The 26206-nt window shown below is 55.4% G+C and carries 27 protein-coding genes; 20 read left to right on the top strand and 7 right to left on the bottom strand.

Annotated elements, in window-relative coordinates:
* Window positions 1-23: 23 nt before the first annotated feature.
* The 8 genes from VGM48_RS08235 (at window position 24) to hisB (ending at window position 7293) form a co-directional block, all read left to right on the top strand.
* On the top strand, window positions 24-542 hold the full coding sequence (locus tag VGM48_RS08235; protein WP_331577900.1) for a hypothetical protein: 519 nt from the start codon (window positions 24-26) through the stop codon (window positions 540-542).
* Window positions 539-997 carry a hypothetical protein gene (locus VGM48_RS08230; protein WP_331577898.1) on the top strand — a complete coding sequence of 153 codons (459 nt, stop codon included), beginning with the start codon at window positions 539-541 and terminating at the stop codon, window positions 995-997. Before VGM48_RS08235 ends, VGM48_RS08230 begins: the two co-directional genes overlap by 4 nt.
* 163 nt (window positions 998-1160) lie before the next feature.
* The gene (gene hisG / locus VGM48_RS08225; RefSeq protein WP_331577896.1) at window positions 1161-2018 is read left to right on the top strand and encodes an ATP phosphoribosyltransferase; all 858 of its coding nucleotides are present in this window, start codon (window positions 1161-1163) and stop codon (window positions 2016-2018) included.
* Window positions 2015-3298: a histidinol dehydrogenase gene (gene hisD / locus VGM48_RS08220; RefSeq protein ID WP_331577895.1), complete on the top strand. Its 1284-nt coding sequence runs from the start codon at window positions 2015-2017 to the stop codon at window positions 3296-3298. The genes hisG and hisD overlap by 4 nt, the downstream gene beginning before the upstream one ends.
* A gap of 4 nt (window positions 3299-3302) precedes the next feature.
* A complete protein-coding gene (gene hisC / locus VGM48_RS08215; protein WP_331577894.1) occupies window positions 3303-4352 on the top strand; it encodes a histidinol-phosphate transaminase in 1050 nt (349 codons plus the stop codon).
* A gap of 67 nt (window positions 4353-4419) precedes the next feature.
* The gene (locus VGM48_RS08210) at window positions 4420-5703 is read left to right on the top strand and encodes a PQQ-dependent sugar dehydrogenase (RefSeq protein WP_331577893.1); all 1284 of its coding nucleotides are present in this window, start codon (window positions 4420-4422) and stop codon (window positions 5701-5703) included.
* A gap of 4 nt (window positions 5704-5707) precedes the next feature.
* Complete coding sequence (locus tag VGM48_RS08205) at window positions 5708-6157, top strand: cytochrome c (protein ID WP_331577892.1); 450 nt, start codon at window positions 5708-5710, stop codon at window positions 6155-6157.
* On the top strand, window positions 6154-7293 hold the full coding sequence (hisB, locus tag VGM48_RS08200) for a bifunctional histidinol-phosphatase/imidazoleglycerol-phosphate dehydratase HisB (protein ID WP_331577891.1): 1140 nt from the start codon (window positions 6154-6156) through the stop codon (window positions 7291-7293). Before VGM48_RS08205 ends, hisB begins: the two co-directional genes overlap by 4 nt.
* A 9-nt stretch (window positions 7294-7302) precedes the next feature.
* On the opposite strand, the gene VGM48_RS08195 is transcribed toward hisB, so the two are convergent.
* The 3 genes from VGM48_RS08195 to VGM48_RS08185 form a co-directional block, all read right to left on the bottom strand.
* Entirely contained in the window at window positions 7303-7884 is a 582-nt protein-coding gene (locus VGM48_RS08195) for a TetR/AcrR family transcriptional regulator (RefSeq protein WP_331577890.1), read from the bottom strand.
* A gap of 49 nt (window positions 7885-7933) precedes the next feature.
* The gene (locus VGM48_RS08190; protein WP_331577889.1) at window positions 7934-8683 is read right to left on the bottom strand and encodes a glucose 1-dehydrogenase; all 750 of its coding nucleotides are present in this window, start codon (window positions 8681-8683) and stop codon (window positions 7934-7936) included.
* Between the two features lie 138 nt (window positions 8684-8821).
* Window positions 8822-9976, bottom strand: coding sequence for a DUF5009 domain-containing protein (locus tag VGM48_RS08185; protein ID WP_331577888.1), 1155 nt, complete (start codon window positions 9974-9976; stop codon window positions 8822-8824).
* 191 nt (window positions 9977-10167) lie between these two features.
* Here VGM48_RS08185 and VGM48_RS08180 point away from each other — a divergent pair, with 191 nt between their 5' ends.
* Genes VGM48_RS08180 through VGM48_RS08125 form a run of 12 tightly spaced genes read left to right on the top strand, consistent with a single transcriptional unit; the run spans window position 10168 to window position 20425 of the window.
* Window positions 10168-11649, top strand: coding sequence for an anthranilate synthase component I family protein (locus VGM48_RS08180; protein ID WP_331577887.1), 1482 nt, complete (start codon window positions 10168-10170; stop codon window positions 11647-11649).
* Window positions 11650-11655: 6 nt separating this feature from the next.
* Window positions 11656-12225, top strand: a complete 570-nt coding sequence (locus VGM48_RS08175) for an aminodeoxychorismate/anthranilate synthase component II (protein WP_331577886.1) — start codon at window positions 11656-11658, stop codon at window positions 12223-12225.
* Window positions 12222-13214, top strand: a complete 993-nt coding sequence (trpD, locus tag VGM48_RS08170; RefSeq protein ID WP_331577885.1) for an anthranilate phosphoribosyltransferase — start codon at window positions 12222-12224, stop codon at window positions 13212-13214. Before VGM48_RS08175 ends, trpD begins: the two co-directional genes overlap by 4 nt.
* Complete coding sequence (gene trpC / locus VGM48_RS08165; RefSeq protein ID WP_331577884.1) at window positions 13211-13999, top strand: indole-3-glycerol phosphate synthase TrpC; 789 nt, start codon at window positions 13211-13213, stop codon at window positions 13997-13999. Before trpD ends, trpC begins: the two co-directional genes overlap by 4 nt.
* Window positions 13996-14640: a phosphoribosylanthranilate isomerase gene (locus VGM48_RS08160; RefSeq protein ID WP_331577883.1), complete on the top strand. Its 645-nt coding sequence runs from the start codon at window positions 13996-13998 to the stop codon at window positions 14638-14640. Before trpC ends, VGM48_RS08160 begins: the two co-directional genes overlap by 4 nt.
* Window positions 14641-14650: 10 nt before the next feature.
* Window positions 14651-15856: a tryptophan synthase subunit beta gene (trpB, locus tag VGM48_RS08155; RefSeq protein ID WP_331577882.1), complete on the top strand. Its 1206-nt coding sequence runs from the start codon at window positions 14651-14653 to the stop codon at window positions 15854-15856.
* Window positions 15853-16665 carry a tryptophan synthase subunit alpha gene (gene trpA, locus VGM48_RS08150; RefSeq protein ID WP_331577881.1) on the top strand — a complete coding sequence of 271 codons (813 nt, stop codon included), beginning with the start codon at window positions 15853-15855 and terminating at the stop codon, window positions 16663-16665. The genes trpB and trpA overlap by 4 nt, the downstream gene beginning before the upstream one ends.
* Window positions 16662-17249, top strand: coding sequence for an imidazole glycerol phosphate synthase subunit HisH (gene hisH / locus VGM48_RS08145; protein ID WP_331577880.1), 588 nt, complete (start codon window positions 16662-16664; stop codon window positions 17247-17249). Before trpA ends, hisH begins: the two co-directional genes overlap by 4 nt.
* Window positions 17250-17251: 2 nt before the next feature.
* Window positions 17252-17959, top strand: coding sequence for a 1-(5-phosphoribosyl)-5-[(5-phosphoribosylamino)methylideneamino]imidazole-4-carboxamide isomerase (gene hisA / locus VGM48_RS08140; RefSeq protein ID WP_331577879.1), 708 nt, complete (start codon window positions 17252-17254; stop codon window positions 17957-17959).
* Entirely contained in the window at window positions 17953-18711 is a 759-nt protein-coding gene (gene hisF, locus VGM48_RS08135; RefSeq protein WP_331577878.1) for an imidazole glycerol phosphate synthase subunit HisF, read from the top strand. Before hisA ends, hisF begins: the two co-directional genes overlap by 7 nt.
* Window positions 18712-18720: 9 nt before the next feature.
* Complete coding sequence (hisIE, locus tag VGM48_RS08130) at window positions 18721-19326, top strand: bifunctional phosphoribosyl-AMP cyclohydrolase/phosphoribosyl-ATP diphosphatase HisIE (protein WP_331577877.1); 606 nt, start codon at window positions 18721-18723, stop codon at window positions 19324-19326.
* Window positions 19327-19333: 7 nt separating this feature from the next.
* A complete protein-coding gene (locus tag VGM48_RS08125) occupies window positions 19334-20425 on the top strand; it encodes a TlpA disulfide reductase family protein (protein ID WP_331577876.1) in 1092 nt (363 codons plus the stop codon).
* A 39-nt stretch (window positions 20426-20464) separates the two neighbouring features.
* Here VGM48_RS08125 and VGM48_RS08120 read toward each other — a convergent pair whose 3' ends face one another.
* The 4 genes from VGM48_RS08120 to VGM48_RS08105 all read right to left on the bottom strand — a co-directional run bounded on the left by VGM48_RS08120 (window position 20465) and on the right by VGM48_RS08105 (window position 26184).
* Window positions 20465-21583, bottom strand: coding sequence for a DUF2911 domain-containing protein (locus tag VGM48_RS08120; RefSeq protein ID WP_331577875.1), 1119 nt, complete (start codon window positions 21581-21583; stop codon window positions 20465-20467).
* 177 nt (window positions 21584-21760) lie between these two features.
* Window positions 21761-22483, bottom strand: coding sequence for a pyridoxine 5'-phosphate synthase (locus VGM48_RS08115; protein ID WP_331577874.1), 723 nt, complete (start codon window positions 22481-22483; stop codon window positions 21761-21763).
* Window positions 22484-22623: 140 nt separating this feature from the next.
* A complete protein-coding gene (locus VGM48_RS08110; RefSeq protein ID WP_331577872.1) occupies window positions 22624-22920 on the bottom strand; it encodes a hypothetical protein in 297 nt (98 codons plus the stop codon).
* 726 nt (window positions 22921-23646) lie between these two features.
* The gene (locus VGM48_RS08105) at window positions 23647-26184 is read right to left on the bottom strand and encodes a TonB-dependent receptor (RefSeq protein ID WP_331577870.1); all 2538 of its coding nucleotides are present in this window, start codon (window positions 26182-26184) and stop codon (window positions 23647-23649) included.
* Between the last annotated feature and the right edge of the window lie 22 nt (window positions 26185-26206).

The raw sequence follows: 26206 nt of genomic DNA, 5'->3' as shown, positions 1-26206 counted from the left end.
TCAATGGTCAAAACCTATCTATTTTGGATCAAACGATCACGAAAGACATTTTAAGAAGTGAGCTGTATGGCGGCGAGCGACCAGCCGCCGAATTGCTGTATTCGCGGTACAGCGGGATGTTGTATAGCTATATTTTACAGTTTGTACCCGACCGAACGGAAGCCGGAACCCTTTTGGTGGATATTTTCTCCCGTCTGACCCTTCAGCTGCAGGAGGCATTCGATTCCAGCCTCAGCGTGTACTGCTGGTTGCAGGTAGAGTCCAGAAAGATCATCCTGGAGTATATTCAAAATAAAGGTCAGGCCGATGGCCCATCTTCAGCGGAGCTGGCGGCGTCCAATCTTAGAAGGGGCCCCAAGACGGCAGCGCTTTACTTTTTGCTGTTGGAAGATGCGCCACCCGAGCATCAATGGGTATTTCGGGAATTATTCCTTTATGGACGGAGCAAGGAAGATCTGGCGCTTCATTCCGGTAAGGATCTGGCCTATGTCAGCAGGCTGCTCAGAGAATGTCTTGGAATGATCAGAAAAAACCTGGGTTGAATATAGAATTGTATATGCAAAGCGGCATCGTCGAAAGCTATGCCTTGGGTCTGGCCACACAGCAGGAGGTGGACGAATTCGAGCAGTTGTTGCCGCATTTTCCCGAATTAAAGGACGCGTTACTTGATTTCGAGTATCATCTCGAGTTGTTCTCGATCGACAACGAGATCCCGCCGCCGCCCGAGATACGGCAGCAGGTGGAGGACCGGCTGAGGGGTGTACCGGCCCTGCCGCACAGTACAAGGCGCGAATACCGGCGTCATGGTCCCGAATACGTGCAGGCAAAGGAGACGTCGAATCATATCCGGGTGCATAAGATCTGGCGGTCGTTGTTTATCGCGGTCTTTATCCTTTCGAAGATATTTCTGATCCTGGCGATCTATTATTTCCTGCAGTACCGGCATGCGGAGAAGCAGGCAAGCCAGGTGCAGGCGCCGGTAGAAAAGAAAAATTAATTTTGGACATTGGCCTTTGAACATTAATTTTGGGCACGAAATGCAATTTAACCAACAACGTCATCACCATCATGCATACTTACCTTAGGTAGGCCGGTGATGTTTTGTCAAGAACATAAATTACTAGGGGGCTTACCGAAAGGTAGGCCCCAATTTTTTTATTATGAACAAGCTAAAGATCGCTATCCAGAAATCAGGCCGTTTATACGATGAGAGCGTTAAGCTGCTGAAAGACTGCGGCATCGACCTGAAGAACGGGGTCAACAAGTTGAAGACCGAATGTGACAATTTCCCGATGGAGATCTATTTTCTGCGGGATGACGATATTCCGCAGTATGTGGAGGATGCGGTTGCCGATGTCGGTATCGTGGGTGAGAATGTCTTCTATGAGAAGAACAAGAAGGCGGAGATCGTCGAGCAGCTGGGCTTTGGGAAATGCCGGTTGTCCGTGGCGGTAGGCCGGGGGGAGCAGTATGATGGTGTAGAGTTCCTGAATGGAAAGCGGATTGCTACGACGTATCCGGGTCTGCTCAGGCAGTTTCTGGATAAGAACGGGATAAAGGCGGAGATCCATGAGATCAGCGGGTCGGTTGAGATTGCGCCGGGTATCGGACTGGCGGATGCGATCGTCGACCTGGTAAGCAGCGGCAGTACGTTGTTCATGAATGGATTGAAGGAAGTGGAGACGGTGTTGAAGAGTCAGGCGGTGTTGATCCGTAATGAGCGGCTTGACCCTGAGGTGCGGCAACTGCTGGAAAAATTCCTGTTCCGGATCCGGGCGGTGAAGAAGGCGCGGAATAACAAGTATATTTTATTGAATGCGCCTAATGACAAGCTGCAGGAGATCATCCGGCTTCTGCCGGGGATGAAGAGTCCGACGGTGTTGCCTTTGGCGGAGGTGGGGTGGAGCAGTGTGCATAGCGTGCTTAGCGAAAACGATTTCTGGGAGATTATCGAACGGTTAAAAGATGCGGGTGCGCAGGGTATTCTTGTGGTGCCGATAGAAAAAATGGTGATATGAGGATAACTGATATCAGGGAGACGGGTATTGTGGCGGCGCGGGCCTTGCTGACGCGGCCGGTGATCGATGTTTCGCGGCTGGAGCAGACGGTGGGTGCGATCCTGAGCGAAGTGCGGTCGGGCGGCGATGCCGCGGTGCGGAAGTTCTCGCTGCAATTCGACAAGGTGGCGCCGGAGCGGATGGAGATCAGCGCCGCCGAGATCGCCGCGGGGGGAGAAGGATTGGAGGATGCGTTGAAGGCGGCGATCCGGATGGCGAAGGAGAATATCGAGACATTTCACCGGCGGCAGGAGCGGACAGAAGAGATCGTGGAAACGATGCTGGGAGTCCGGTGCTGGCGGAAGGCGGTGGCCATCGAGAAAGTCGGCCTTTATATTCCCGGGGGGACGGCGCCGTTATTTTCCACGTTGCTGATGCTGGCTATTCCGGCGCGGATAGCGGGGTGCCGGGAGATCGTCCTTTGTTCGCCGCCCGATGCGCAGGGCCGGTTACATCCGGCGATATTATATGCGGCGGGTCTGGTTGGCATGACGCGGATCTTTCGCGTAGGGGGGGTACAGGCGATCGGGGCCATGGCTTATGGAACGGAATCGATACCTGCTGTCTATAAGATCTTCGGGCCCGGCAATCAGTATGTCACCTGTGCGAAGCAACTGGTGCAGCGGGATGGGATCGCGATGGATATGCCGGCCGGGCCGAGTGAGGTGGCCGTATATGCAGATGAGACGGCGGATGCGGGATTTGTCGCGGCCGATCTGTTATCGCAGGCGGAGCATGGGGCCGACAGCCAGGTGGTGTTGGTGAGCCCATCGGCGGTGGTTGTGGAGCGGGTGTTGGCGGAGGTGGACCGACAGGTGGCCTTATTGCCGCGTGCGGACATTGCCCGGAAGGCGTTGGTGAACAGCCGGAGTTTTATTGTAAAGGACGATGTTCAGGCGATGGAACTGCTGAATGAATATGCGCCCGAGCATCTTATTCTTGCGTGTCGCGATGCCGAGCGGCTGGCGGAGGATGTGGTCAATGCGGGTAGTGTGTTCCTGGGGCATTATTCGCCGGAGAGTGTGGGGGACTATGCGAGCGGGACAAACCATGTGCTGCCTACGAATGGTGCGGCCCGGGCATTTAGCGGGGTGAGTCTGGACAGCTTTGTGAAGAAAATAACGTTTCAACAACTGAGCCGCGAGGGATTGGCGGCGATCGGCGGGGCGGTGCAGGCGATGGCTTCGGCCGAGGGATTGGAGGCGCATGCGCAGGCGGTCAGGGTAAGATTGGAAAAATAAGATTATGTTCAATTTAGATAAACTTTTACGCGACAACATCCGGGAATTGGTTCCTTATTCGTCGGCCCGGGATGAGTTTCAGGGGGAGGCGAAGGTTTTTATCGATGCCAACGAGAACAGTCTTGGCTCGCCGCTGACCAAATGGTATAACCGGTATCCCGATCCGCATCAGCATGCCGTGAAGGCGGCGATCAGCCGGATCAAGGGAATTCCGCCCCAGCATATTTTTCTGGGGAATGGAAGTGATGAATGTATCGATCTGCTATACCGGGCTTTTTGTGTGCCGGGTAAGGACAATGTGATCATCAACCCGCCGACCTATGGGATGTATGAGGTGAGCGCGCATATCAACGATATCGAGGTGAGACGTGCTGTCCTGCTGGATGATTTTCAATTGGATCTTGTGCATCTGGAGAACCTGGTGGACGAGCATACGAAGCTGATCTGGATCTGCAGCCCCAATAATCCGACGGCCAATTCGCTTAACCGCCAGGATATCGAGATCGTCTTGAATAACTTTCCCGGGTTGGTTGTCCTGGACGAGGCTTATATCAATTTCTCGCGGCATAAGTCCTTTATCCAGGAGTTGAGCGACTATCCCAACCTGGTTGTTCTACAGACGATGAGTAAGGCCTGGGGGCTTGCGGGGCTGCGGCTCGGTATGGCCTTTGCGAGTGAAGCTATTATCGACATTTATAACAAGGTGAAGGCGCCCTACAATATCAGCCAGGCCACGCAGGAGCTGGCATTGAAGGCTTTGGAGGATGTAGGGCAGGTGAACGAGATGATCCGTCAGCTGGTGACGATGCGGGAGCAGCTGAGCCGTGATCTGGCAGCGCTGCCAGCTGTGCAACGGGTCTATCCCAGCGACGCCAATTTCCTGTTGGTCAAAGTCGGGAATGCGCGGGCGGCTTATCAGCATCTGCTGGATGCGGGGATCGTGGTTCGCGATCGCAGCAAGGTGGAGCTTTGTGAAGGGTGTTTGCGGATTACCGTGGGTACGGAACGGGAGAATGCGGAGTTGCTAAAATCAATTAAAGAATGGAAAGCCTAAGATAAAAATTAGTGATTGGCGCGGTGATTTTTTCGATTAAATTACGGGCCGTTAATACTTAGAAACTATGAGATCAATAGTCACGACAGTCATTTTTTTTCTGGTGGGGCTGGGAGCCTTTGCCGGGGGTGGTGGTAAAAAGGGCGGAAAGCATGCCGTCAGGCCGACGGATGCGGCCAGTCAGCTTAAGCTGCCGACGGGGTTCAGCGCGGTGACGGTAGTCGAAAATTTCGGCAAGACCCGGCATATCGCGGTGGCGCCCAATGGAGCGATCTTTGTTAAGCTGGCCCGGCTGAAGGATGGGAAGGGTATCTACCGGCTCGAGGATACGAATGGGGACGGCAAGGCGGATAAGATCAGCGGGTTTGGGACGTTTCCGGGAACGGGGATGGCTATCCGTGACGGCTATCTGTATGCTTCTTCGGATGAAGAGGTGTTTCGGTTCAAGCTGGATGCCAACAACAATGTCGTCGATGGCGATAAGCCGGAGAAAATCGTTACGGGGCTGCTTAGCCGTCATGAGCATGAGGCTAAGGCGATCACCCTGGATCATAGCGGCAATCTCTTTGTAAATATCGGCGCTTATTCGAATGCCTGTCAGCTGGCTGACCGGCAGAAGGGATCACCGGGTCAGATGCCCTGTCCGATCCTGGACTCTGCGGGCGGCATCTGGGAATTCAAGGCCGACCAACCCAATCAGACCTATGGCACCGGCGCGCGTTATGCCACCGGCTTGAGGAATGTGGTCGGGTTCGACTGGAATACGCAGACGAACAGCCTTTTTGTTATGCAGCATGGCCGCGACCAGCTGAGTTCGCTGTTTCCGCAATATTGGAACGACAAACAGAGCGCCGAGTTACCGGCGGAGTGTATGTATGAGCTGCACAAGGGATCCAATTGCGGCTGGCCGTATATCTTTTACGATCAGATCCAGCATCGCCAGGTGTTGGGTCCCGAGTATGGCGGCGATGGTAAAAAAGGGCCGGACAAGCAGTACCAGGACCCGATCGTAGCCTTTCCGGGGCATCTTGCGCCGAATGGGTTGCTGTTTTATACGGGTAACCAGTTTCCAGAAAAGTACAAGAACGGAGCTTTTGTAGCTTTTCATGGCAGCTGGAACCGGGCGCCTGAACCGCAGGCGGGATATTTTGTTGTGTTTGTGCCGTTCAATAATGGTAAACCCAGCGGCAAATGGGAAGTCTTTGCCGATAATTTTTCGGGCGGACCCGAAAAGACGGCATCCGGCCGGGTTGATTATCGTCCCTGTGGATTGGCGCAGGGACCGGATGGGTCGATGTATGTAACCGATGATACAAAGGGTACGATCTGGAAGATATCCTACAAGAAATAATGTTATGAGCAGATCCATTTTTTTTTCCATGCTGGGCGGATGTCTTTTCTTGCTGGCGACGGGGCTTATGGCCCAAACCAAAAAGCCGGCTCCCGCGGGAGGTGGAACGGCTGCCTCGATCAAGAGGGGCAAGCCCGTTTATCTTCAACAATGTCTGGCCTGTCACCAGGCGGATGGGCTTGGGGTGCAGGAGATGAACCCGCCGCTTTCGAAGACTAAATTCGTTCTTGGCGACAAGGTGGCGCTGATCAAGATCGTGCTGAGCGGGATGCAGGGTGTGCAAGTGGAAGGCGATGACTATCATGGTATCATGGCGCCGCATCCTGATCTGACCGATCAGGAGATTGCCGATGTGCTGACCTTTGTGCGGAACAACTTTGGGAACAGGGCGACGGCGGTGTTGCCTTCGCAGGTGAAGGCGGTGAGGGCGACACTAAAACCCGTGGCGAAATGAAGCGCATCCTATTTATCGACAGAGACGGTACGCTGATCAAAGAAGCGCCGCCGAGTTACCAGATAGACTCTTTTGAGAAACTGGAATTCTATCCGGGGATGTTCGAGTATATGGCGCGGATAGCCAGGGAATTCGATTTTGAATTACTGATGGTGACCAACCAGGATGGCCTGGGGACGGCCGACTTTCCGGAGAATACTTTCTGGCCGGTGCAGAACTTCGTGCTGAAGGCGTTGGAGGGCGAGGGGATCCGGTTCAGTGAGATCTTTATCGACCGGTCGTTCCCGGCGGAGAAGGCGCCGACCCGCAAGCCGGGAACGGGGATGCTGACGAAATATATCGGGAACCCCGGGTATGACCTGGCCAATTCCTTTGTAATCGGCGACCGGATCACCGATGTGCAGCTGGCGAAGAACCTGGGTTGCAAGGCCATCTGGCTGAATAACGATCCGGCGCTTGGCGGTGCGGAGGTGAGTGATTCCCGGCGTGACCTGGAAAGCGCCATCGCGCTCGAGACGCCGGATTGGAGTAAGATCTATGAATTCTTCAAGCTGGGACTGCGGCATGTGGTGCATGAGCGAAATACCAATGAGACGCGGATAAAGATCGATCTCAATCTCGATGGGAATGGGAGGGCGGCGATCGTAACGGGGCTGGGTTTCTTCGATCATATGCTGGATCAGATTGCGCGGCATGGGAAGATGGACCTGACGATCCGGGCGGACGGGGATCTGCATATCGATGAGCATCATACTATCGAGGATACGGGCATCGCCCTTGGGGAGGCGTTTGGAAAGGCGTTGGCCGATAAGCGGGGAATGGAGCGATATGGTTTTGCGTTGCCGATGGATGAGGCCGAGGCGAAGGTGCTGATCGATTTTGGCGGCCGGCCGTGGATCGTCTGGAATGCGGAGTTCCGGCGGGAGCGGATCGGGGAGATGCCGACGGAGATGTTCTTTCATTTTTTCAAGTCGTTTTCGGATGCGGCGCGTTGCAATCTGAATATCGAATGCAAGGGGGAGAATGAGCATCATAAGATAGAAGCTATTTTCAAGGCGTTTGCCAAGGCGATCAGGATGGCGGTCCGGCGGGATCCGCTGAGTCTGGCGCTGCCGAGTACGAAGGGGGTGTTATAAGGCCGGCACCTAGTCCAGGACGGATATCGTCAGTTGGATGATGTCGTCAAAGGCGGCCTTGTCGGCAGTAGATTTGCCGGTGACGCGGATGCCTACGATGGTATTGTAGAGGAAGCGGGCGAGTGCCCTGGGGTCTTTTTTGTCAGAAATTTCTCCGTTGTTTTGTCCATTCCTGATCACCGTATAGAAAGTGTTCTCCAATTGCTGTTCGCTCTGGCAGATGATGGCGTTGGCTTCCTTGTCGTGGTGGGCTGTTTCGACTGCGGAGTTGATAAGAAAACAGCCTTTATGCTGCTTGTCGCGGATCATTTCCTGGATGGTCATGTCCATTAACTGCCGGATCGCGGCTTTTGCCGGAATGGATCCGTTGAGGAGTTGCGTTATGCCGCAGCACTGTTCCTGCTGGTAGCTTTGCAATGCTTTCAGATATAACTGGCGTTTGTCACCGAAGGTATCGTAGAGGCTGGAACGGCTGATACCGAGGCCGTCAACGAGGTCTTGCATGGAAGTCCCATTGTACCCTTTTTGCCAGAAGAGTTTGATCGCTTTCGCCAATACTTCGGTCTCATCAAAATCTTTTGTTCTTGCCATGGTGAAAATAACTTTGCCTACCAGCTGATAGGCAAAGTTAATCATTTATTTAGTGGACACCGCCGCTGGCTGTCAGCGTTTCGCCGGTGAGCCAGCCGGAGTCATCCGAGGCCAGGAAAACGGCGATGGAGGCGATGTCGCCGGGCTGCCCGATGCGGCCGAGGGGTGACTGCGAAGCGAGGTGTTTTTCGAAATCGCTGCCGATGAATCCGGCGGTATGGGTGCCTTCGGTCTCTACCATGCCGGGATTCAGCGAGTTAACCCTGATCTTTTTAGCGCCCAATTCCTTGGACAGGACGCCGCTGATGGCGTCGACTGCGCCTTTTGTCGCCGTGTAGATCGAGCTACCGGCGGGGGTCATGCGGGTGACGGCCGAGCCGATGTTGATCACGCTACCGCCGTTGTTGCCAAAATTCTTCACCGCCTCCTGGGTCGTCAGCAGCAGACCGAGGACGTTGGTATTGAACTGGCGGTGGAATTCTTCTTCCGTGACTTCCTCGAGCGTTGTGAACTTATAGATGCCCGCGTTGTTGACGAGGATATCGACGCCGCCGAAGGCCTTTTTTGTTTCGGCGAAGAGGCGGGTCACGTCTGCTGCCTTCGAGACGTCGCCCTGGATGGCGACGGCCTTGCCGCCTTTGCTCTTGATGTCGGCGACGACTTTATCGGCTCCTTCTTTCGAGGAGGAGTAATTGACGACTACTGCTGCGCCGGCGGCTGCGAGGCCTTTGGCTGTTTGTGCACCTATTCCCTTGGAAGCGCCGGTTACTACGGCGACCTTGTTTGCTAATTTGCTCATTGTTTGTTTTTTTTGTCGACAGGCATTTTGGACCGATCGTTCCACAAAGATAGGCATTTTTGGAATGATCGTTCCAATTATGGGGGATTTTACAGTTCTATGACAAACGGGGGGCAGGGGCGTTGAGACAGTGGGGTATCATACCTTAAAGAAGATCTTTTTCTTGTACAGGAAGTAGCAGAGGCCCCATTCGAGGCCGAAGACGCACAGGGCGGTGACGATGCCTTTGATGATAACGGGGATATGGGCGATGGTCATCAGGCCGTTGGTGACGGCGCCGACGTAGCCGGTGAACCAGCGATCGCCGACAATTTCAAAGAATAAATAGATGAAGAGGGAGTTCATGCCGATGATGGTGAAGAGCTCGAGGCGCCGGCGGTGGTTACGGATATCTATCCACCAGTAGCAGGCGGCGAGGACGAGCAGGCACCAGCCGAGGGAGGCGATGGTGAAGCTGGAGGTGGCGATGCGTTTGATGATGGGGGTGATGCCGGCGGCATCGATCGCATAGCCGAGGACGAGGCAGGCGATGCCGGATAGCCCGAGGAGGCGGACTTTTTTGGGGGAGGGGCCAAGCAGGAGTTTGCCGGCGAGGGCGCCGGCGATGGTGTGAACGGCGGTGGGGATGCAATTGATCGCGACCCAGCCGCCTTTGTTGATCTTGTTCATCAGCAGGAGATCGACATAGTTGCCGAAGTTGTGCTGATCGGTGAACGGCTGATCGAAGCCGGGGATATGCGTAAATCGGTAGAGGATCTCGGTGAGGAGAAGGAGTGCGGCGCAGGTGGCGATCTGGGCGGGGATGGACCAGCGGAAGATGAGAAAGGCCAGGAGGCTGGTGAACGAGAGTTGGGTGAGAACGTCCCAGAGTTCGAAGGACAGGCCGTTGCTGCGGACGGCGTAGTCGAGCACGCCCCAGAAGAAGAGCCAGCCGGAGCGTTTCAGGGCTTTGCGAAAGGACTGGTTCCAGGTGTAGCCCTGTCGTTGCTGGCGATGCAGCGAGAAGGCCATGGCGGCCCCGGCCATGAACATAAATGCGGGCTGGACGAGGTCCCAGGCGCGGAGGCCGTGCCAGGGATGGTGGGCGAACTGGATGAAGAGGCCGTGGAGTGCGGTGTTCTCGCTTTCTTTTTGGAGATGTTCCCAGAGACCGGCGGCTTCGAGGGCCAGCAGGACCATGATGAGGCCGCGCATGAAATCCAGGGAGAGGAGACGCGGGGGGCGGGGCGACGCAGGCGGCGATGGTTGGACCGGTGGCGTTGAAGTTGTCGGGGTTGGCTGGGTGGGAGGCATAACTAAATATAAAAAAATTTGGCGAAATGGTTTTAAGCTGCCATATTTGCTGTCTAATGAATCAGAAATTTAATCAACAGTGGTGGTGGCATACAAACTCCAAGCGGGGCAAGTAATGCTATTACTATAGTTTATTACCATATTTGGGCCCCGATATACGGGGCCTTTTTTATTTACATGACCGCCGCATTATGAAAAAGATCGCAATTAAAACGCACTGTAAGAAGCTTCTCTCGGATATCTATACGCCGGTGGGTATCTATCTCCGGCTGCGGGACCGGTTCCGGGATACGATCCTGCTGGAAAGCACGGATTATCATGCCGCGGACAACAGCTACTCCTTTATCTGTATCAATGCCGTTGCCGGCATCGAGATCACGGATAAGAAGAGTATCGAGTTCAAGTTGCCGGGGCAGACGCCGGAGCGGCAGCCGCTTGGGAAGCTTGCTGAGACGCCTCAGCTGTTGTGGGATTTTATGCAGCGATTCGAGATCGAGCCGGCGGGGGATAAGACTGTAAGGGCCGTGCAGGGACTGTTCGGGTATACGACATTTGACGCGGTGCAATTCTTCGATACGGTGCAGTTCCGGGAGCGGGGCGAGACAGCGGGCAACGGGTCCGCGGATGGGAAAGCGGGCAACAGATCCGCGGATGGGGTACGGCCGGCGATCCCGCTGATGCGCTACCGGCTTTATCAGTATGTGATCGCGATCAACCATTTCAAGGACGAGCTGTTTATCTGTGAGAATGTCATCGCCGGGCTGGAATCCGAGCTGCCGGTCGTGGAGTCGCTGATCCGAAGCAAGGACGTACCGGTATATCCTTTCGAGGCGGTGGGTGAAGAAGTGTCGAATATGACGGATGCCGAATACCGGGAGATGGTGGAGAAGGGGATCAAGAGCTGTCATCGCGGGGATGTTTTTCAGATCGTGCTGAGCCGGCGATTCCAGCAGGGTTTCCGGGGTGATGAGTTCAATGTCTATCGGGCATTGCGGAATATCAATCCTTCGCCCTATCTCTTCTTCTTCGACTATGGCGACTATAAGCTGATGGGGTCTTCGCCCGAATCGCAGATCCTTTTACAGAATGGGGAGGCGATCGTCCATCCCATTGCGGGGACCTTTAAACGCAGCGGGGACGATGCGATCGACCGGAAGGAGGCGGACCGGTTATTGAAGGATGAGAAAGAGAACGCCGAGCACGTCATGCTTGTCGATCTGGCGAGGAACGATCTGAGCCGGAACTGTGACGACGTGCATGTGGAGCAATACCGCACAGTCCAGTTCTACTCCCATGTGATCCACCTGGTGAGTGAGGTGCGGGGCAGGTTGCGGGCCGGATACAATCCCTTCTACCTGATGGCGACGACGTTTCCGGCGGGGACTCTGAGTGGGGCGCCGAAATTCAAGGCCATGGAGTTGATCGATGCGTATGAACCGACGTCGAGGAGCTATTATGGCGGATGTATCGGGTTTATAGGTTTCGATGGGAGTTGTGTACATGCGATCATGATCCGCAGCCTGCTGAGCCGGAACAATACCCTGACCTACCAGGCGGGGGCGGGCGTTGTAGCTGCCAGTAAGCCGGAGAGCGAATTACAGGAAGTGAATAATAAATTGGGCGCGCTGAAATCGGCTATCCGGTGGGCGGCGCAGTTAACCGAAGCAAAATAAATTATCGTGACACGTATTCTTGTTTTTGACAACTACGATTCCTTTACGTATAACCTGGTGCACCTGGTGGAGAAGCTGCTGCAACAGAAGGTGGATGTGGTTCGCAACGATGCCCTTCCGCTGGAAAAGGTGAAGGACTATGATAAGATCATTCTTTCTCCCGGGCCGGGGATCCCTTCCGAGGCGGGGTTGTTGCTGCCGCTGATAAAAGAGTATGCGGCTTCGAAGTCCATCCTTGGGGTTTGTCTGGGTCATCAGGCGATCGGCGAGGCTTTTGGCGGGAAGCTGGTCAACCTGAGCACGGTATATCATGGGGTGGCGACGCCGGTGAACGTGCTTCGGCCTGCCGGGGTTTTTAAGGGAATGCCGGAGACCTTCGACGTGGGGCGGTATCACAGCTGGGTGGTGAGCGATGAAGGATTTCCCGATGAGCTGGAGGTGACGGCGCGGGATGAAAAGAAATTGATCATGGGATTGCGGCATAAACGGTATGATGTGCAGGGGGTGCAGTTCCATCCTGAGAGTGTGTTGACACCGGCTGGAGAACAGATAATGAAAAATTGGTTGGCGTTATGAAAAAGATCTTACAATATTTATTCGAACACAAGGTCCTGCCACGGGAGCAGGCAAAGGACGTGCTGACGCGGATTGCGCGGGGAGAATTCAACGACAGTGAGATGGCGGCTTTTATCACGGTGTACCTGATGAGAAGCATCACCATCGACGAGCTGCAGGGATTCCGGGATGCGTTGCTGGAACTCTGCGTCCGCGTGGACCTGGACGGACAGGAGACCATCGATATTGTCGGTACCGGCGGCGATGGGAAGAACACCTTCAATATCTCCACGCTGTCCTGTTTTATCGTGGCCGGTACGGGGCACAAGGTCGCCAAGCACGGCAACTATGGGGCTTCGACGATCAGCGGCGCTTCGAATGTGATGGAGCAACTGGGCTACCAGCATAAGAACGATCCGGGCAAGCTGCGCAAGGAGATCGATGAAGCGGGCATCTGTTTTTTGCACGCGCCGCTTTTCCATCCGGCTTTGAAGGCGGTGGGGCCGATCCGTAAGGCGTTGGGTATCCGCACCTTTTTTAATATGCTGGGACCGATGGTGAATCCGGCTTTTCCGGCGACGCAACTGGTGGGTGTGTACAACCTGGAGATGGCGCGGATCTACAATTACCTCTTACAGCAGACGAGCGGGCGGTTTACGATCATCCATGGGCTTGACGGGTATGATGAGATCTCGCTGACGGGTGATACCAAGGTGATCACGAATGCGGGGGAGCGGATTGCCACTCCCGAAGAATTAGGAAAGAGAATGGTAAATGCTACCGATATTTATGGCGGTAATACGGTGGAAGAGGCTGCGAAGCTGTTTGTGCGGATCCTGAAGGGTGAAGGGAGCTGGGCGCAGTCCGCGGTGGTGCTGGCTAATTCCGCGATGGCGCTTTATTCTGCGGGTGGGTTCGCCGGTTATGATGATGCGTATGCTGCTGCGGTGGAGAGTCTGGAAAGCCGAAAGGCCTATGGTACCCTGGAAAAATTAATTTCGTTGCAATGAACATTTTAGATAGGATAGTTGAATATAAGCGTGTCGAGGTGGTGGAGCGGAGGGCGGCGGCGCCGGTGGAAGTGTTGGAAGGAATGGCGGGTTTTGGCCGGAAGCCCTTGTCTTTGCGGGCGTTTCTTACCGATCCCGGGAAGACGGGGATCATCGCCGAGTTCAAACGGCGGAGTCCTTCGAAGGGAGTGATCAACGGGGGCGCGGCTGTGGAGGAAGTGACGAGGGGATATGCGGCGGCGGGGGCTTCCTGTCTGTCGGTGCTCACGGATGGGCCTTCCTTTGGCGGCAGCAGTGAGGACCTGATGGCGGCGCGGGTGAATTCCATCCCGATCCTGCGGAAGGATTTTATCGTCGATGAATATCAGATCGTGGAAGCAAAGGCCATCGGGGCGGATGTGATCCTGTTGATCGCGGCCTGTCTGTCGCCTGCGGAGGTGCGGCGGCTGGCGGAGTTTGCGACATCGCTGGGCCTGGAAGTGTTGCTGGAGATCCATGGCGAGGATGAGTTGGGGCATATCTGCGATGCGACGCCGATCGTCGGGGTGAATAACCGCGATCTGAAGACCTTTACGGTGGATATAGAACGAAGTATCCGGCTGATCGACCGGATACCGAAAGATAAATTACTGGTTGCCGAGAGTGGAATTGATCAGGTGGAAACGATCTGGCGGATGCAGGATGCCGGATTTCATGGATTTCTTATCGGTGAGCGTTTTATGAAAGAACAAAACCCTGCGATTGCCTTTGCCTCATTTGTCGAACAGTTTAAAATGCGTGAATGAGAGTAAAAGTCTGCGGAATGACTGACCTAGAGCAGGTCAGGCAGTTGGACGCCATGGGTGTCGACTTTGCCGGTTTTATCTTTTACCCCAAATCCCCCCGGTTTGTGTTGCGGCACCTGAGCGGCGAGCAGGTGAAGAAAGCCCGGCTGCGGTTGGGGAAGGTCGGTGTCTTTGTGAATGCAAGTTATGATGAGGTGATGAAGCAGGTGGACAGCTTTGGGTTGGACATGATCCAGTTGCATGGCGACGAGACGCCGCGGCTTTGTGAGCAGCTGTCCAATTATATTACGGTGATCAAGGTGTTCCGGCTTGGCGAGAACGACCCGGTGGAATGGCTAGTCCGAAGTTATCAGGACTCCTGTGATATGTTTCTCTTTGATACGGAAGGGGCGGGTTATGGTGGAACGGGGAAGAAGTTCAACTGGGATACGCTGAAGCCCGTGCATATCGATAAACTTTTCTTTTTGAGCGGGGGGATCGAGCTGGGGGATGTGGAACGGCTGAAAGAATTCGAGCGGGAGCCGGTTGCGGGGAAGCTGTTTGCGATAGATATCAACAGCAAGTTTGAAGTAAGTCCGGGGATAAAGGACCTGAAGAAGATCCGTGCCCTGCTTGACGGGGTGAAAACGCAAAACAAATAATCAAATCTTTATGATAAAGGAAAGAGTCAGCAAGTCGCCGGATGAGCGAGGGTATTATGGGAAGTTTGGCGGCGCGTTTATTCCTGAGATGCTTTATCCCAATGTCGAGGAACTGCGGAAGCGCTATCTCGAGATCATGCATGAGGCTTCGTTCCAGAAGGAATACCAGAGCCTGTTGCGGGATTATGTGGGCCGGCCTTCGCCGTTGTATCTGGCCAGCCGGCTGAGTGCGAAGTATCATGCGCCGATCTATCTTAAACGTGAGGACCTGAACCACACGGGGGCGCATAAGATCAACAATACGATCGGGCAGATCCTGCTGGCGCAGCGGCTGGGGAAGCGGCGGATCATCGCCGAGACGGGGGCGGGGCAGCATGGCGTGGCTACGGCGACGGTGTGTGCGCTGAAGGGGGTGGAATGTATCGTTTACATGGGTGCGAAGGATATCGAGCGGCAGGCGCCGAATGTGGCGCGGATGAAGATGCTGGGGGCGAAGGTCATTCCCGCGACCAGCGGCAGCAAGACCCTGAAGGATGCGACGAATGAGGCCATCCGGGACTGGATCAACAATCCTGTCGATACGCATTATATTATCGGGAGTGTCGTCGGGCCGCATCCTTATCCGGATATGGTGGCCCGGTTTCAGAGTGTCATCAGCGAGGAGATGAGGGTGCAGCTGAAAGAGAAGACGGGCAGTGAACTGCCGACACATGTCATCGCCTGTGTCGGCGGCGGCAGCAATGCGGCGGGGGCTTTTTATCATTTCCTGGAAGAGGGGGAGGTCGAGCTGATCGCTGTCGAGGCGGCGGGGCATGGGGTTCACAGTGGGATGAGTGCGGCGACCACGCAACTGGGCAAGCCCGGTATCCTGCATGGCAGCCGGAGCTTTGTCATGCAGACCGAAGATGGGCAGGTGGTGGAACCGCACAGCATCTCGGCGGGATTGGATTATCCGGGTATCGGTCCTTTGCACGCGTTTCTTTTTGACAGCGGCCGGGGCAGGTTTCTGAGCGCTACCGATGAAGAGGCTGTGACGGCGGCCTTTGAGCTTACCCGCCTCGAGGGTATCATCCCGGCGCTGGAGTCGGCGCATGCGCTGGCGGCGCTGGAACAACTGGAGCTAAACGAAAAAGATACGGTAGTGCTTTGCCTTAGCGGGCGGGGCGATAAAGACATGTCGACGTATATGCGCGTCATGGAAGGAGGTACATTATGAGCAGGATAACAGAGCTGTTTAAGAGAAAGAATAACCGGGTGTTGAATGTCTATTGCACGGCGGGCTTCCCGCGGCTGGACAGCACCATCGAAGTGATGAAGGCCTTGCAGGACAATGGGGCCGATCTGATCGAGCTGGGGATGCCTTATAGCGATCCGCTGGCCGATGGGCCGGTGATCCAGGCGAGCAGCACGAAGGCGCTGGAGAATGGCATGACGATCGCGCGGCTTTTCGAGCAGCTTGCGGCTATGCGGGAGAACATCCAACTGCCGGTGTTGCTGATGGGTTATATGAATCCCGTGTTGCAATATGGTTTTGAGAAATTTTGCGAGGCTGCGGCGAAGGCCGGGGTGGATGGGTTGATCCTGCCGGACCTGCCCATCTATGAGTTCGAGACGGAATATGGTCCGGTGATGAAGCGGTATGGGCTGGACTTTGTGTTCCTGGTGACGCCCGAGACCTCGGAGGCGCGGGTCCGCCAGGTGGATGCGCTGAGTTCGGGTTTTTTATATGCCGTTTCGTCTTCCTCGACGACAGGGAAGAACAAGGATCTGGGAGAGCAGGAGGCTTATTTTGCAAGGCTGAAGCAGATGAGACTGGGGAATCCGGTGTTGGTCGGTTTTGGCATCCGGGACAGGGCGACGTTCGAAGCCGCCAGCAAGTATGCGAATGGGGCGATCATCGGGACGGCGTATATCCGGGCGCTGGAAGAAGCGGAGAATATTGGGACTGCGACAAAGAAATTCTTATCGGGGATACTTGGCTCCGGCGAACCCATCGCGGAGACGGGAAAAAGGGGGCCACGATGAAGCTGGTAATTATCAAATACAATGCGGGGAATATCCAGTCGGTGTTATATGCGCTGGAGCGGATTGGCCGGGACGCGGTGGTCACCGATGACCCTGCGGAGATCGTTGCGGCTGACAAGGTGATCTTTCCGGGGGTGGGTGAGGCGAGTACGGCGATGGGTTACCTGCGGGAGCGGGGGCTGGATGGATTGATCCGCGGGCTTCGCCAGCCCGTATTGGGGATCTGCCTGGGGATGCAGCTGATGTGCAGTTACAGTGAGGAGAATGATACGACTTGTTTGGGAATATTTGGCGAGCGGGTTCAGCAATTTTCGGGGGACGGCGGGCTGAAGGTGCCGCAGATCGGGTGGAACAATATCTATGATCTGCGGACGCCGTTGTTTGAGGGGGTGGCGGAGAAGAGTTATTGTTATTTTGTACATGGATATTATGCCGCGCTTGGGGAGCAGACGATCGGGAAGACGGAATATGGTCCGGCGTACAGCTCGGCCCTGCATCGCGACAATTTTTATGGCGTTCAGTTCCATCCCGAGAAATCCGCGCAGGCGGGGGAAAGGATCCTGAGCAATTTTATTGACCTATAATTATGGAGATCATACCTGCAATTGATATTATCGACGGGAAATGTGTCCGGCTGACGCAAGGGGACTATAGTCAGAAGAAGGTGTATAACGAGCGACCGCTGGAAGTGGCGCAGGCATTCGAGGATGCGGGGTTGCGGCGGTTGCATCTGGTCGACCTGGACGGTGCGAAGGCGGGGGCGGTGAAGAACTGGAAGGTGTTGGAGACGCTGGCGGGGAAGACGGGGCTGGTGATTGATTTTGGCGGCGGGATCAAGACGGCGGCGGATGTGGAGATCGTCTTCAACTCGGGCGCTGCGCTGGCGACGGTGGGCAGCATTGCTGTAAAGGACGGGCCGCTGTTTGTGAGTTGGTTGCGGGAGTATGGGGCGGAACGGTTTTTGTTGGGAGCAGACGTGAAGGAGGAGAAGATCGCTGTGGGCGGATGGCTGGAGACGACTGACCGGTGGGTGTATGACTTTATTGCGGAGTATCTGGAGAAGGGGGTTAAGCAGGTGTTTTGTACGGATGTGAGTAAGGATGGTTTGCTGCAAGGGCCGGCGCTTGACCTGTATCAGAATATCGTGGGGAAGTTTCCCGAGCTGCATTTTATCGCCAGCGGCGGGGTGAGCGGGATAGAGGATGTGCGGCTGCTGGAAGAGGTAGGTTGTAAAGGTGTGATCATTGGAAAAGCCATCTATGAAGGAAGGATAAAGCTGGAGGAGTTATGTTGACAAAACGCATTATTCCGTGTCTGGATATCAAGGACGGCAGGACCGTCAAGGGGGTGAACTTCGAGAATATCCGCGACGCCGGTGACCCGGTGGAACTGGGCGCCCTGTATGCGCGGGAGGGTGCGGACGAGCTGGTGTTTCTGGATATTACGGCCACCAATGAGAAGCGGAAGACGCTGAGCGAACTGGTCAACCGGATCGCGCATCATATCAATATTCCGTTTACGGTGGGTGGCGGTATCAGCAGTGTCGACGATGTGCGGGTGCTGTTGCAGAACGGGGCGGATAAGATCTCCGTGAATACCTCGGCGTTCCGCCGGCCGGGGCTGGTGTCCGAACTGGCAAAGGAATTTGGTTCGCAGTGTGTGGTAGCGGCGATCGACACGCGGATGGAGGAGGATGGGCAGTGGTATGTCTATCTTAATGGGGGTAGGGTGCGGACGGAAATCCTGTGTGCGAACTGGGCCCGGGAGGCGGTGGACCGGGGTGCGGGGGAGATCCTGCTTACCTCGATGAATAATGATGGAACGAAGAAGGGTTTTGCGTTGGATATTACCCGCCAGCTGGCGGAGTCGCTGCCGGTGCCGGTAATTGCATCCGGCGGGGGCGGGATACCGGATCATTTTGTGGAGGTTTTGCAGGGGGGGAAGGCTGATGCGGCGTTGGCGGCCAGTATCTTCCATTTCAAGGAGGTCTCCATACCGGAATTAAAAGGATATTTGCAGGGACGCGGGATCGCTGTAAGACTATAAATTTGTGTTATGTCTATCGAAGTAAACTTTGGAAAGTCGGCTGATGGCCTTGTGCCGGCCGTGATACAGGATCATCTTACCGAGAAGGTGCTGATGCTGGGATATATGAACCGGGAGGCGCTGGATCAGACGCAACAGGAGGGGAAGGTGACCTTTTTCAGCCGGAGCAAGGGCAGGCTTTGGACGAAGGGGGAGGAGAGCGGGAATTTCCTGCTGGTGAAGCAAATCGTGGTAGACTGCGACCAGGATACCTTGCTGATCAAGGCGGAGCCGTTGGGGCCTGTTTGTCATACGGGCGCCGATACCTGTTGGGATGAAAAGAACCATCGGGAGGACTTTCTTGTTTGTTTAGAAGAGATCATCGGTCAGCGCCGGCTGGAGGGGGATCCCGAGAGCTCGTATATTGCCCGGCTTTTTGGCAAAGGAATGAATAAGATCGCGCAGAAGGTTGGGGAAGAGGCGGTGGAGTTGGTGATCGAGGCGAAGGATCATGATGATAAGCTTTTTCTTAGTGAGGCTGCCGACCTTTTGTTCCATTATTTGATCCTACTCAATGCAAAAGGTTTTACCTTACAGGATGTAACGCAGGTATTGAAGGAAAGACATAAAAATTAGTCATTATATGAAGTTGTTTTTTGGGGTGTTGATGGTGTTGCCGATGGCGATGTTTGCGCAGAAGACGGAGCCTGAATTTACGATCCAGGGCAAGGTTGCGGGCATAGCGGAGAGTTCCGTCGTTTTTGTGACGGATGCTTCGAACCCGACGGATACGGTGGCGACCGGCACGGTGAAGGGCGGGCAATTCCTGCTGAAGGGGCATGTGTCCGAGCCCAATCTTTACGAAGTAAATTTTGGTGTTGCGAAGAAGAAGGTCCCGGTCTTTTTGGGAAATGATAAGATGACGATGACGGGTGATGTGGAGAATATCGCGCAGATAAAGACGATGGGATCGCCGAGCAACGATGATTTTGCGGCTTTTCAGGCCTTGTTCACGCCTTATTTTACGCGGCTGAATAATGTGATGCGGGATGCGAATGCCATGGATGCGGCGAAGAAGGATTCGCTTTTCAAGATCTACAAGCGGCTGACGGATTCCATTTTTGTGTCGGTGGATGGATTTATTGCCAAACGGCCCAATTCCTATGTATCGCCGTTTGTGCTGGTGGTCGTCAATCAGCTGACGGAGGATGTGATGTCGCAGGAAAAGCGTCTGCATTCGCTGTCCGCGGATGTACAGAAGGGATATTATGCGCAGTATCTCGCGCCGCAGCTGGAGAAGGCGCATATCGGGGCGATCGGTACGGATGCGATCGATTTTACGCAGAATGACACCGCGGGTCATGCCGTGACGCTCTCTTCCTTTAAGGGTAAGTATGTGTTGGTCGATTTCTGGGCGTCCTGGTGTGGACCCTGCCGGATGGAGAATCCCAATGTAGTGGCGACCTATAAGAAGTTCAAGGATAAGAATTTTACGGTGCTTGGCGTCAGTCTCGACAAGGCCAAGGAGCCCTGGGTGAAGGCCATCAAGGACGACGGGCTTGCCTGGACGCAGGTGAGTGATCTGAAATTCTGGTATAATGACGCGGCCACCAAATACCATATTGAAAGCATTCCGCAAAATCTGCTGGTCGATCCGAGTGGAAAGATCGTGGGACGAAACCTACGAGGGGTGGAGTTGCAGCAGAAGCTGTGCGAGTTGCTGGGATGCAATTGAGATAAAAAGAAAACCCCGCCGCCGGCGGGGTTTTCTTTTTTAGTTTATATCCTGTCCTTTCTCCAGCTTTGGCAATAGTGTTGCGATGTTGTTCTTATTTATGGTGTCGGGCGCCTGGGCCTGGGCTTTCTTCAGAAACTCGAGGGCTTTCTTATAGTCCCCTGTGGCCGAATAGGCGCGGGCCATGCCCATATTCGTCGTGAAATCATTCGGGTGTTTGTTGTAATTGAACTGGAAGGCGTCGAAGGCTTCTTTGGTTCGCTTCTGGATCAGGAGCTGGCGGGCATACTGATGGACTTCCTGTTCCTTTGCGATCGGCAGGGCTTCTTTCATGGTGGCGTCGGCCTCGTCTTTGCGGTTGAGGAGGCTGAGGATCTGTGCTTTTGTGGAAAGCGTCTGGAAGTTCTTGTCGCCGATGAAGGGAAGGCTGATGGCGTCGTCGGCCCAGGTGAGGCCTTCCTGGAGATCGGTATTGCGTGTTGCGCACCACTGTGCGGCCTGCATGTAGCTGTTGTACGTGAATCCTTTGTTGTTGCGTAATTCGCGGCGGAAACTTGCGAGCTGCTGATTGGGATAGTCCACTTCCACTTTGAAGGGGATGCTGAGTTTTTCCCATTCGAGGGCGACGGTGGCGGCATTTTCTTTCTGATCGGTGAAAACATAGTGGAGGCGTTCGATATCCTTGTCGAGGGGTTGGGGTTTGACGTCGACGCGGAGGGCATCTTCTTTCGGGTCGTAGAAGAAACTGCCCCAGGAAGTGGTGTTGTGAGAGAAGATGAGGGTGCAGTTGCTGGCTCCGTAGGCGACAAAGAACCCGTATTTGCCGGCCGGCAGGGGTTTGCCTTCGACGGTTACATCGGTGGAGAACTCGATGGTGGTATTCTCATTGGCGCCTGCCCGCCAGGGGGCGGCTTTGCTGGTCCCGAAGCCCTGGTCGGTGTAGCCTTCCGGGACGAGTTTCCCCCAGATCTGGCCTTCGCGGCCTTTGACGGCGGGGCGATCGTAATTGATGGTGACGTCGGTGAGACCGACGCGTTCGCTGACGGAGGCTTTTTTATTACCGCCGTCGGGGAGGGTTGTCAAACCCTGGGCTGAGCTTTGGGTGGTGGCGAGACATAGAAAGGCCAGCAGTCCGCCGGCTAAGATGGCTTTGGTCATATGGTTGCATTTTGCGAGTGAAGGAAAGTGAACAGTTAGCCTTATGAAGATAGTCGTTGCATCCGCGGAGTGGAAGTGAATTTACACCGAAGGCGGATAGCAGGGATATGGAGTCGCGGTTTCGGGGCGCGATGGGAAGCGTTGAAGAAAAGGGGGGAGGCGTTGAAAAAGGCGGGGTCAGGGCAGTTGGAGCTGGCGTTTATAGAGTTGGATGGCGTTTTCGTAGCCCAGGTAGATGGCGTCGCAGATGAGGGCGTGACCGATGGAGACTTCGTCGAGGCCGGGGATATTGCGGGCGAAGTAATGGAGATTCTGGAGATCGAGGTCGTGGCCGGAGTTGAGGCCGAGGCCCTGCTGCCGGGCGCGGATGGCGGCTTCGCGATAGGGGGCGATGGCGGCTTCGCGGTTGTCGGCGTAGCCGTGAGCGTAGGCTTCAGTATAGAGTTCGATGCGATCGGTACCGGTTTCGGCGGCGCCGTCGATCATCGCGGGGATGGGGTCTACGAAGAGGCTGACGCGGATGCCGGCTTTCTGGAAGAGGGCGACGGTCTCTTTGAGATAGTCTTTATGACGGATGGTATCCCAGCCGTGGTTGGAGGTGATCTGGTTCAGGGCGTCGGGGACGAGGGTGACCTGGGTGGGTTTTACGTCGAGGACGAGATCGATGAATTTTTGTTCCTGGGAGTTGCCTTCGATATTGAATTCGGTGGTGATGATCGGTTTGATGGCGTAGACGTCGGCGTAGCGGATATGGCGTTCGTCGGGGCGGGGGTGGACGGTGACGCCGTCTGCGCCGAAGAATTGGGCGTCTACGGCTGCTTTGAGGACGTCGGGGTTGTTACCGCCGCGGCTGTTGCGAAGGGTGGCGAATTTGTTGATGTTGACGGAGAGCTTTGTCATGGGACAAAGTTAGGGGAAATGAAAAGAGACAGCCTGACGGGCGCCAATAAAAAAGCGGCACCATCCTGCGGCGCCAACGAAAGAGAGGCACTCACGTGCCTCTGGGGGGGTCAAGACCATATTTGAATGAAAAGAAAGACTTAGTTGAGATGAATGACGGGGCCTTCCGCGGATTGCTTGAAGAGGCGGGTCTCGAAGACCGGATCGGCGGTGGCTGTTTTTATTTCCAGTTGATAGTTACCGGCGGCAAGGTTTTGCAGATTATCCAGGGGGACGCGGTTGATGCCGATCTTAAGGCCGGCGCCCAACATGCGAATGATCTTTCCGTGCTGGAGATCGGCGAGGAGGATGATGCAGTCGATCGTTTCTTCGCAGGTTATCTCGAGCATGAGATAATGATCGAATGGATTCGGATATACCGAAATTTCAATTGCCATAACCATAGCCTCTGGGATTTAGTTTAGGGGTTTTAGGAGATCGCTAAGGGGTAGCTGCGTTGAGTTGGGATGCGCGTTAGAACCGATCGGCGGGGTGAACCTTGGTTACTACACGTACGGGGATCAAAGCGGGCATTTTGTCTTTCTGGTAGGTCAGGGAAAGGACTGTGTTAAGGATGTTTGTGAGTGTTTTCATTTGATGCGCGTTTAGATAATATAGGCCAATTTGCGGCCAAAAAATTAAAATGCTGAGGATGAGGTGATTGGGAAATCATTGTCACAGGATGGGTTCCCACGGTGGGAGGATTGCGGTTTTTTTGGGAATTCTTTCGTGAATATACGCAAAAAACTTGCGGGTTTAACGAAAAAATTTTGCGTAAAACATGCAAAGAGACTCCGGGGAGACGCCTAAATGGCGGGTTTAAAACCGGCCTACGAGTTTGAGGTTGAGGAGGCGGGGGGTGAGGCGGTTGGGGATGGCGTAGGGCAGAGCCGCCCACGGGGCGGCTGGCCGAAGGCCCGACATTGGCCCTAGGAGGCGCCGAGGGCGCCGGAATGGACAGGAGGCAACGAGCGGAGCAGGGACAATGGTATCTGCCGGCCTGCGCTAGGGATCGTCAGGAGTGCCGTTCGCGACAGAGAGCCCGGTCCAGAACCGAGCCCCCAGGCGAAGGTTCGGGACGAGGAGACGCGTGGCAAAGCAGCGTCGACGAAGTCCGAAACGCCCTAGAAGCGACCTACGAGTTTGAGGTTGAGGAGGCGGGGGGTGAGGCGGTTGGGGATGGCGTAGGTGGTGTTGCTGAAGTCTTTGATCAGCAGGTAGGAGATGGTGTTGGCGCGGTCGATGAGGTTGAAGACCTCGAGGGTGGCCCAGATGTTCTCGAAGTTGCGGAAGGGGCTGTGGCTGCGGCGGTTGCTTTTTTCACTGTCGAGGAGGAGGGCGCTGAAGCCGATGTCGATGCGGATATAGGGGTCGATGGTCAGGGCGTTGCGATATTGGAGATTGCCGGGGATATTGAAGGGGAGGTTGCTACCATATAAAAAGTTCAGATAGGCCTTGAGGTTCTTGTTGGTGGCGAGGTAGTCCTGGAGGTAGAGGCCCAGGTTGAAGAGCCGGTCGCTTGGGCGGCGGACCCAGCCCATTTTCGTGCGGGTACTATCGAGTGGGTGGCCGAGGCTGTCGATGGTATACCGGTTGAAGAAGGTGTCGATCTTTTCCATCGAGCGCATGAATCCGAGGCTGAGGTAGCTTTCGGCGTCCTTTACCAGTTCGCCGGTGAGGCGGAATTCGACGCCCGTCGCATAGGCTTTGGCGTCATTGAGGGCGAAGTATTGGATATGAACGTTGTTGATGTCATAGGGGTCGACGCGGCTCATGTTCTTGTAATAGGCTTCTGTCGTGAAGCGGAAGGGGCGTTCGCCGAGCTTGAAGTTCTGGTCGAAGCCTGCGGTCACCTGCCAGCTGCGCTGAGCTTTCAGGCCGGTGTTGAGGGTGCCGTCGGGGCGAAGCATCTCGCGGAAGAAGGGTGGCTGGTCATAGATGCCGACGGAGGCGCGGTAGATGATATCGCGTTTCGAGGAGCGGGGGCGCCAGGATGCGCCGAGCCTCGGTGAAAGGAGGAGCTCGTTGTTGAGATCGTTGTAATTATAGCGGATGCCGCCCTGCAGGGTGAAGCGGGCGGAATCGCTGAAGAGCAGATTGTCCTGGATATAGCCCGTGGTGCGGGTGATGCCGGGGTGCTGATCGCCCTGTACGACATTGCTGACGGTGGGTACGCCGGGGACATAGGGCAGGGAGTAGCCGGCGGAGTCCTGGTATTGCCATTCGTCGAGGTGAGATTGGACTGTTTGGCGTTCGATACCAAGTCCCCATTGCAGATAGTGATGCTTGAGGGAGAGATAGCCTTTGTGGGTGGCGTTGTAGACGTCGATGTTCAGGCGATCGCGCGAGAAGTTCTGGTAGGCGCCGGCGCCGAGGGGGTTGGTGATCTGGCCAAAGGTGGAGCTGGTCTTGTCGAAATCCCGATCGCCGAAGAGGTATACGCCGATGATATCCTGGGATTGCTGTTCCTTGTCTTCGAAGCGCGAGGCCATCCATTTGAACTTCAGCCGCGGGTTCAGCTGTTGGGTGAGGGAGAGCCCGAGGAGATTGGTCTGATAGCTGTCTTTTTCCTGACCGTCGAAGAAGATATCGAGGCCGAGATTGGCCGTATAATAGGGTGAGAAGATGGAGGAGGTGAGCTGGCTGGATTGGGGGATCAGATGAAAACGGGTCTGGGAGAGGGCGCCGAGCAGTTCGAGCTGGGTGCGTGGGTTTAGCTGATAGCCCAGCTGGGCCTGGAGATCGGATGAGGAGGGGGCGTAGGTTCCCTTTGTTTCCTGGCTGCTGAGCAGGCTGCTGTTGGTGCGGTTGCGGGCGCCGACGAGCCAGGTGAATTTGTTGTTGGCGGCGGTGCCTTCGAGATGGAGGCCTTGTTCGAGCAGACCCACATAGGCGGACCCGCCGAATTCGGTTGGCTTCCTGTATTGGATATCGAGGGCGGAGGAGATCTTGTCGCCATAGCGGGCCTGGAAGCCGCCGGTGTAGAAGCTGACGCTGCGGGTGAGCTCGGGGTTGATGATGCTGAGCCCTTCCTGCTGGGCGTTGTTGACGAGATAGGGGCGGAAGACCTCGAAGTCGTTGATGTAGGTGAGGTTCTCGTCATAGTTGCCGCCGCGGACGGAGTATTGCGAGGTGAGTTCGTTGTTGGAGCCGACGAAGATCTTCAACAGGCTTTCGATGCCGCCCACGGGGGTGGGGATGTTGATGGCGTTCTTTGGATTGACTTTGATGAGGCCGGCTTCCTGGCGGTCGCGTTGGTCCTGTACGATGACCTGCTGGAGGGCTTTTGCGCCGGGTTCGAGGCGGACGACGATCTTTTCTTCTTCGTTCTCGTTGAGCAGGAAGTTGCGTTGTTCGGTTTTATATCCGGTGTAGGAGAAGACGAGGGCGATCGCTTTTTCCGAGGGTACTTTTATGCGAAAGGTGCCTGAATCGGTGGTGGTGAGGCCGGATTGGCGGCCGAGGATCGTTACGGAGACGTTGGGGAGCGGGTTTTCGTTCTCATCGAGGACGCGGCCGGAGACGAATGCGACATGGCGTTGCGGGGCCGCGGGGGTATGCGGGGGCGTGGGGGTATGCGGGGGCGGAGGCTTTTTTTGAGCAAGCGCCGGGAGAGCCAGCATCTGGGAGAAGAGGATCAGGGCGGCGATTACGATTCTCAAGTAAGGTTTGTTTACGATGGGT

It is taken from the genome of Puia sp. (assembly GCF_036500295.1).
Classification (GTDB): domain Bacteria; phylum Bacteroidota; class Bacteroidia; order Chitinophagales; family Chitinophagaceae; genus Puia.
This window is presented reverse-complemented; position numbering and strand designations above follow the sequence as displayed.

What these genes read in the sequence shown, in the direction of transcription:
- VGM48_RS08210 (WP_331577893.1), top strand. Translation starts at nt 4,420, where the DNA reads ATGAGATCAATAGTCACGACAGTCATTTTTTTTCTGGTGGGGCTGGGA.
- hisIE (WP_331577877.1), top strand. Translation starts at nt 18,721, where the DNA reads ATGTCTATCGAAGTAAACTTTGGAAAGTCGGCTGATGGCCTTGTGCCG.
- hisG (WP_331577896.1), top strand. Translation starts at nt 1,161, where the DNA reads ATGAACAAGCTAAAGATCGCTATCCAGAAATCAGGCCGTTTATACGAT.
- hisD (WP_331577895.1), top strand. Translation starts at nt 2,015, where the DNA reads ATGAGGATAACTGATATCAGGGAGACGGGTATTGTGGCGGCGCGGGCC.
- VGM48_RS08125 (WP_331577876.1), top strand. Translation starts at nt 19,334, where the DNA reads ATGAAGTTGTTTTTTGGGGTGTTGATGGTGTTGCCGATGGCGATGTTT.
- VGM48_RS08190 (WP_331577889.1), bottom strand. Translation starts at nt 8,683, where the DNA reads ATGAGCAAATTAGCAAACAAGGTCGCCGTAGTAACCGGCGCTTCCAAG.
- hisB (WP_331577891.1), top strand. Translation starts at nt 6,154, where the DNA reads ATGAAGCGCATCCTATTTATCGACAGAGACGGTACGCTGATCAAAGAA.
- trpC (WP_331577884.1), top strand. Translation starts at nt 13,211, where the DNA reads ATGAACATTTTAGATAGGATAGTTGAATATAAGCGTGTCGAGGTGGTG.
- VGM48_RS08195 (WP_331577890.1), bottom strand. Translation starts at nt 7,884, where the DNA reads ATGGCAAGAACAAAAGATTTTGATGAGACCGAAGTATTGGCGAAAGCG.
- VGM48_RS08185 (WP_331577888.1), bottom strand. Translation starts at nt 9,976, where the DNA reads ATGCCTCCCACCCAGCCAACCCCGACAACTTCAACGCCACCGGTCCAA.
- VGM48_RS08115 (WP_331577874.1), bottom strand. Translation starts at nt 22,483, where the DNA reads ATGACAAAGCTCTCCGTCAACATCAACAAATTCGCCACCCTTCGCAAC.
- hisF (WP_331577878.1), top strand. Translation starts at nt 17,953, where the DNA reads ATGTTGACAAAACGCATTATTCCGTGTCTGGATATCAAGGACGGCAGG.
- hisH (WP_331577880.1), top strand. Translation starts at nt 16,662, where the DNA reads ATGAAGCTGGTAATTATCAAATACAATGCGGGGAATATCCAGTCGGTG.
- VGM48_RS08180 (WP_331577887.1), top strand. Translation starts at nt 10,168, where the DNA reads ATGAAAAAGATCGCAATTAAAACGCACTGTAAGAAGCTTCTCTCGGAT.
- trpB (WP_331577882.1), top strand. Translation starts at nt 14,651, where the DNA reads ATGATAAAGGAAAGAGTCAGCAAGTCGCCGGATGAGCGAGGGTATTAT.
- hisC (WP_331577894.1), top strand. Translation starts at nt 3,303, where the DNA reads ATGTTCAATTTAGATAAACTTTTACGCGACAACATCCGGGAATTGGTT.
- trpA (WP_331577881.1), top strand. Translation starts at nt 15,853, where the DNA reads ATGAGCAGGATAACAGAGCTGTTTAAGAGAAAGAATAACCGGGTGTTG.
- hisA (WP_331577879.1), top strand. Translation starts at nt 17,252, where the DNA reads ATGGAGATCATACCTGCAATTGATATTATCGACGGGAAATGTGTCCGG.
- VGM48_RS08160 (WP_331577883.1), top strand. Translation starts at nt 13,996, where the DNA reads ATGAGAGTAAAAGTCTGCGGAATGACTGACCTAGAGCAGGTCAGGCAG.
- VGM48_RS08110 (WP_331577872.1), bottom strand. Translation starts at nt 22,920, where the DNA reads ATGGCAATTGAAATTTCGGTATATCCGAATCCATTCGATCATTATCTC.
- VGM48_RS08120 (WP_331577875.1), bottom strand. Translation starts at nt 21,583, where the DNA reads ATGACCAAAGCCATCTTAGCCGGCGGACTGCTGGCCTTTCTATGTCTC.
- VGM48_RS08205 (WP_331577892.1), top strand. Translation starts at nt 5,708, where the DNA reads ATGAGCAGATCCATTTTTTTTTCCATGCTGGGCGGATGTCTTTTCTTG.
- trpD (WP_331577885.1), top strand. Translation starts at nt 12,222, where the DNA reads ATGAAAAAGATCTTACAATATTTATTCGAACACAAGGTCCTGCCACGG.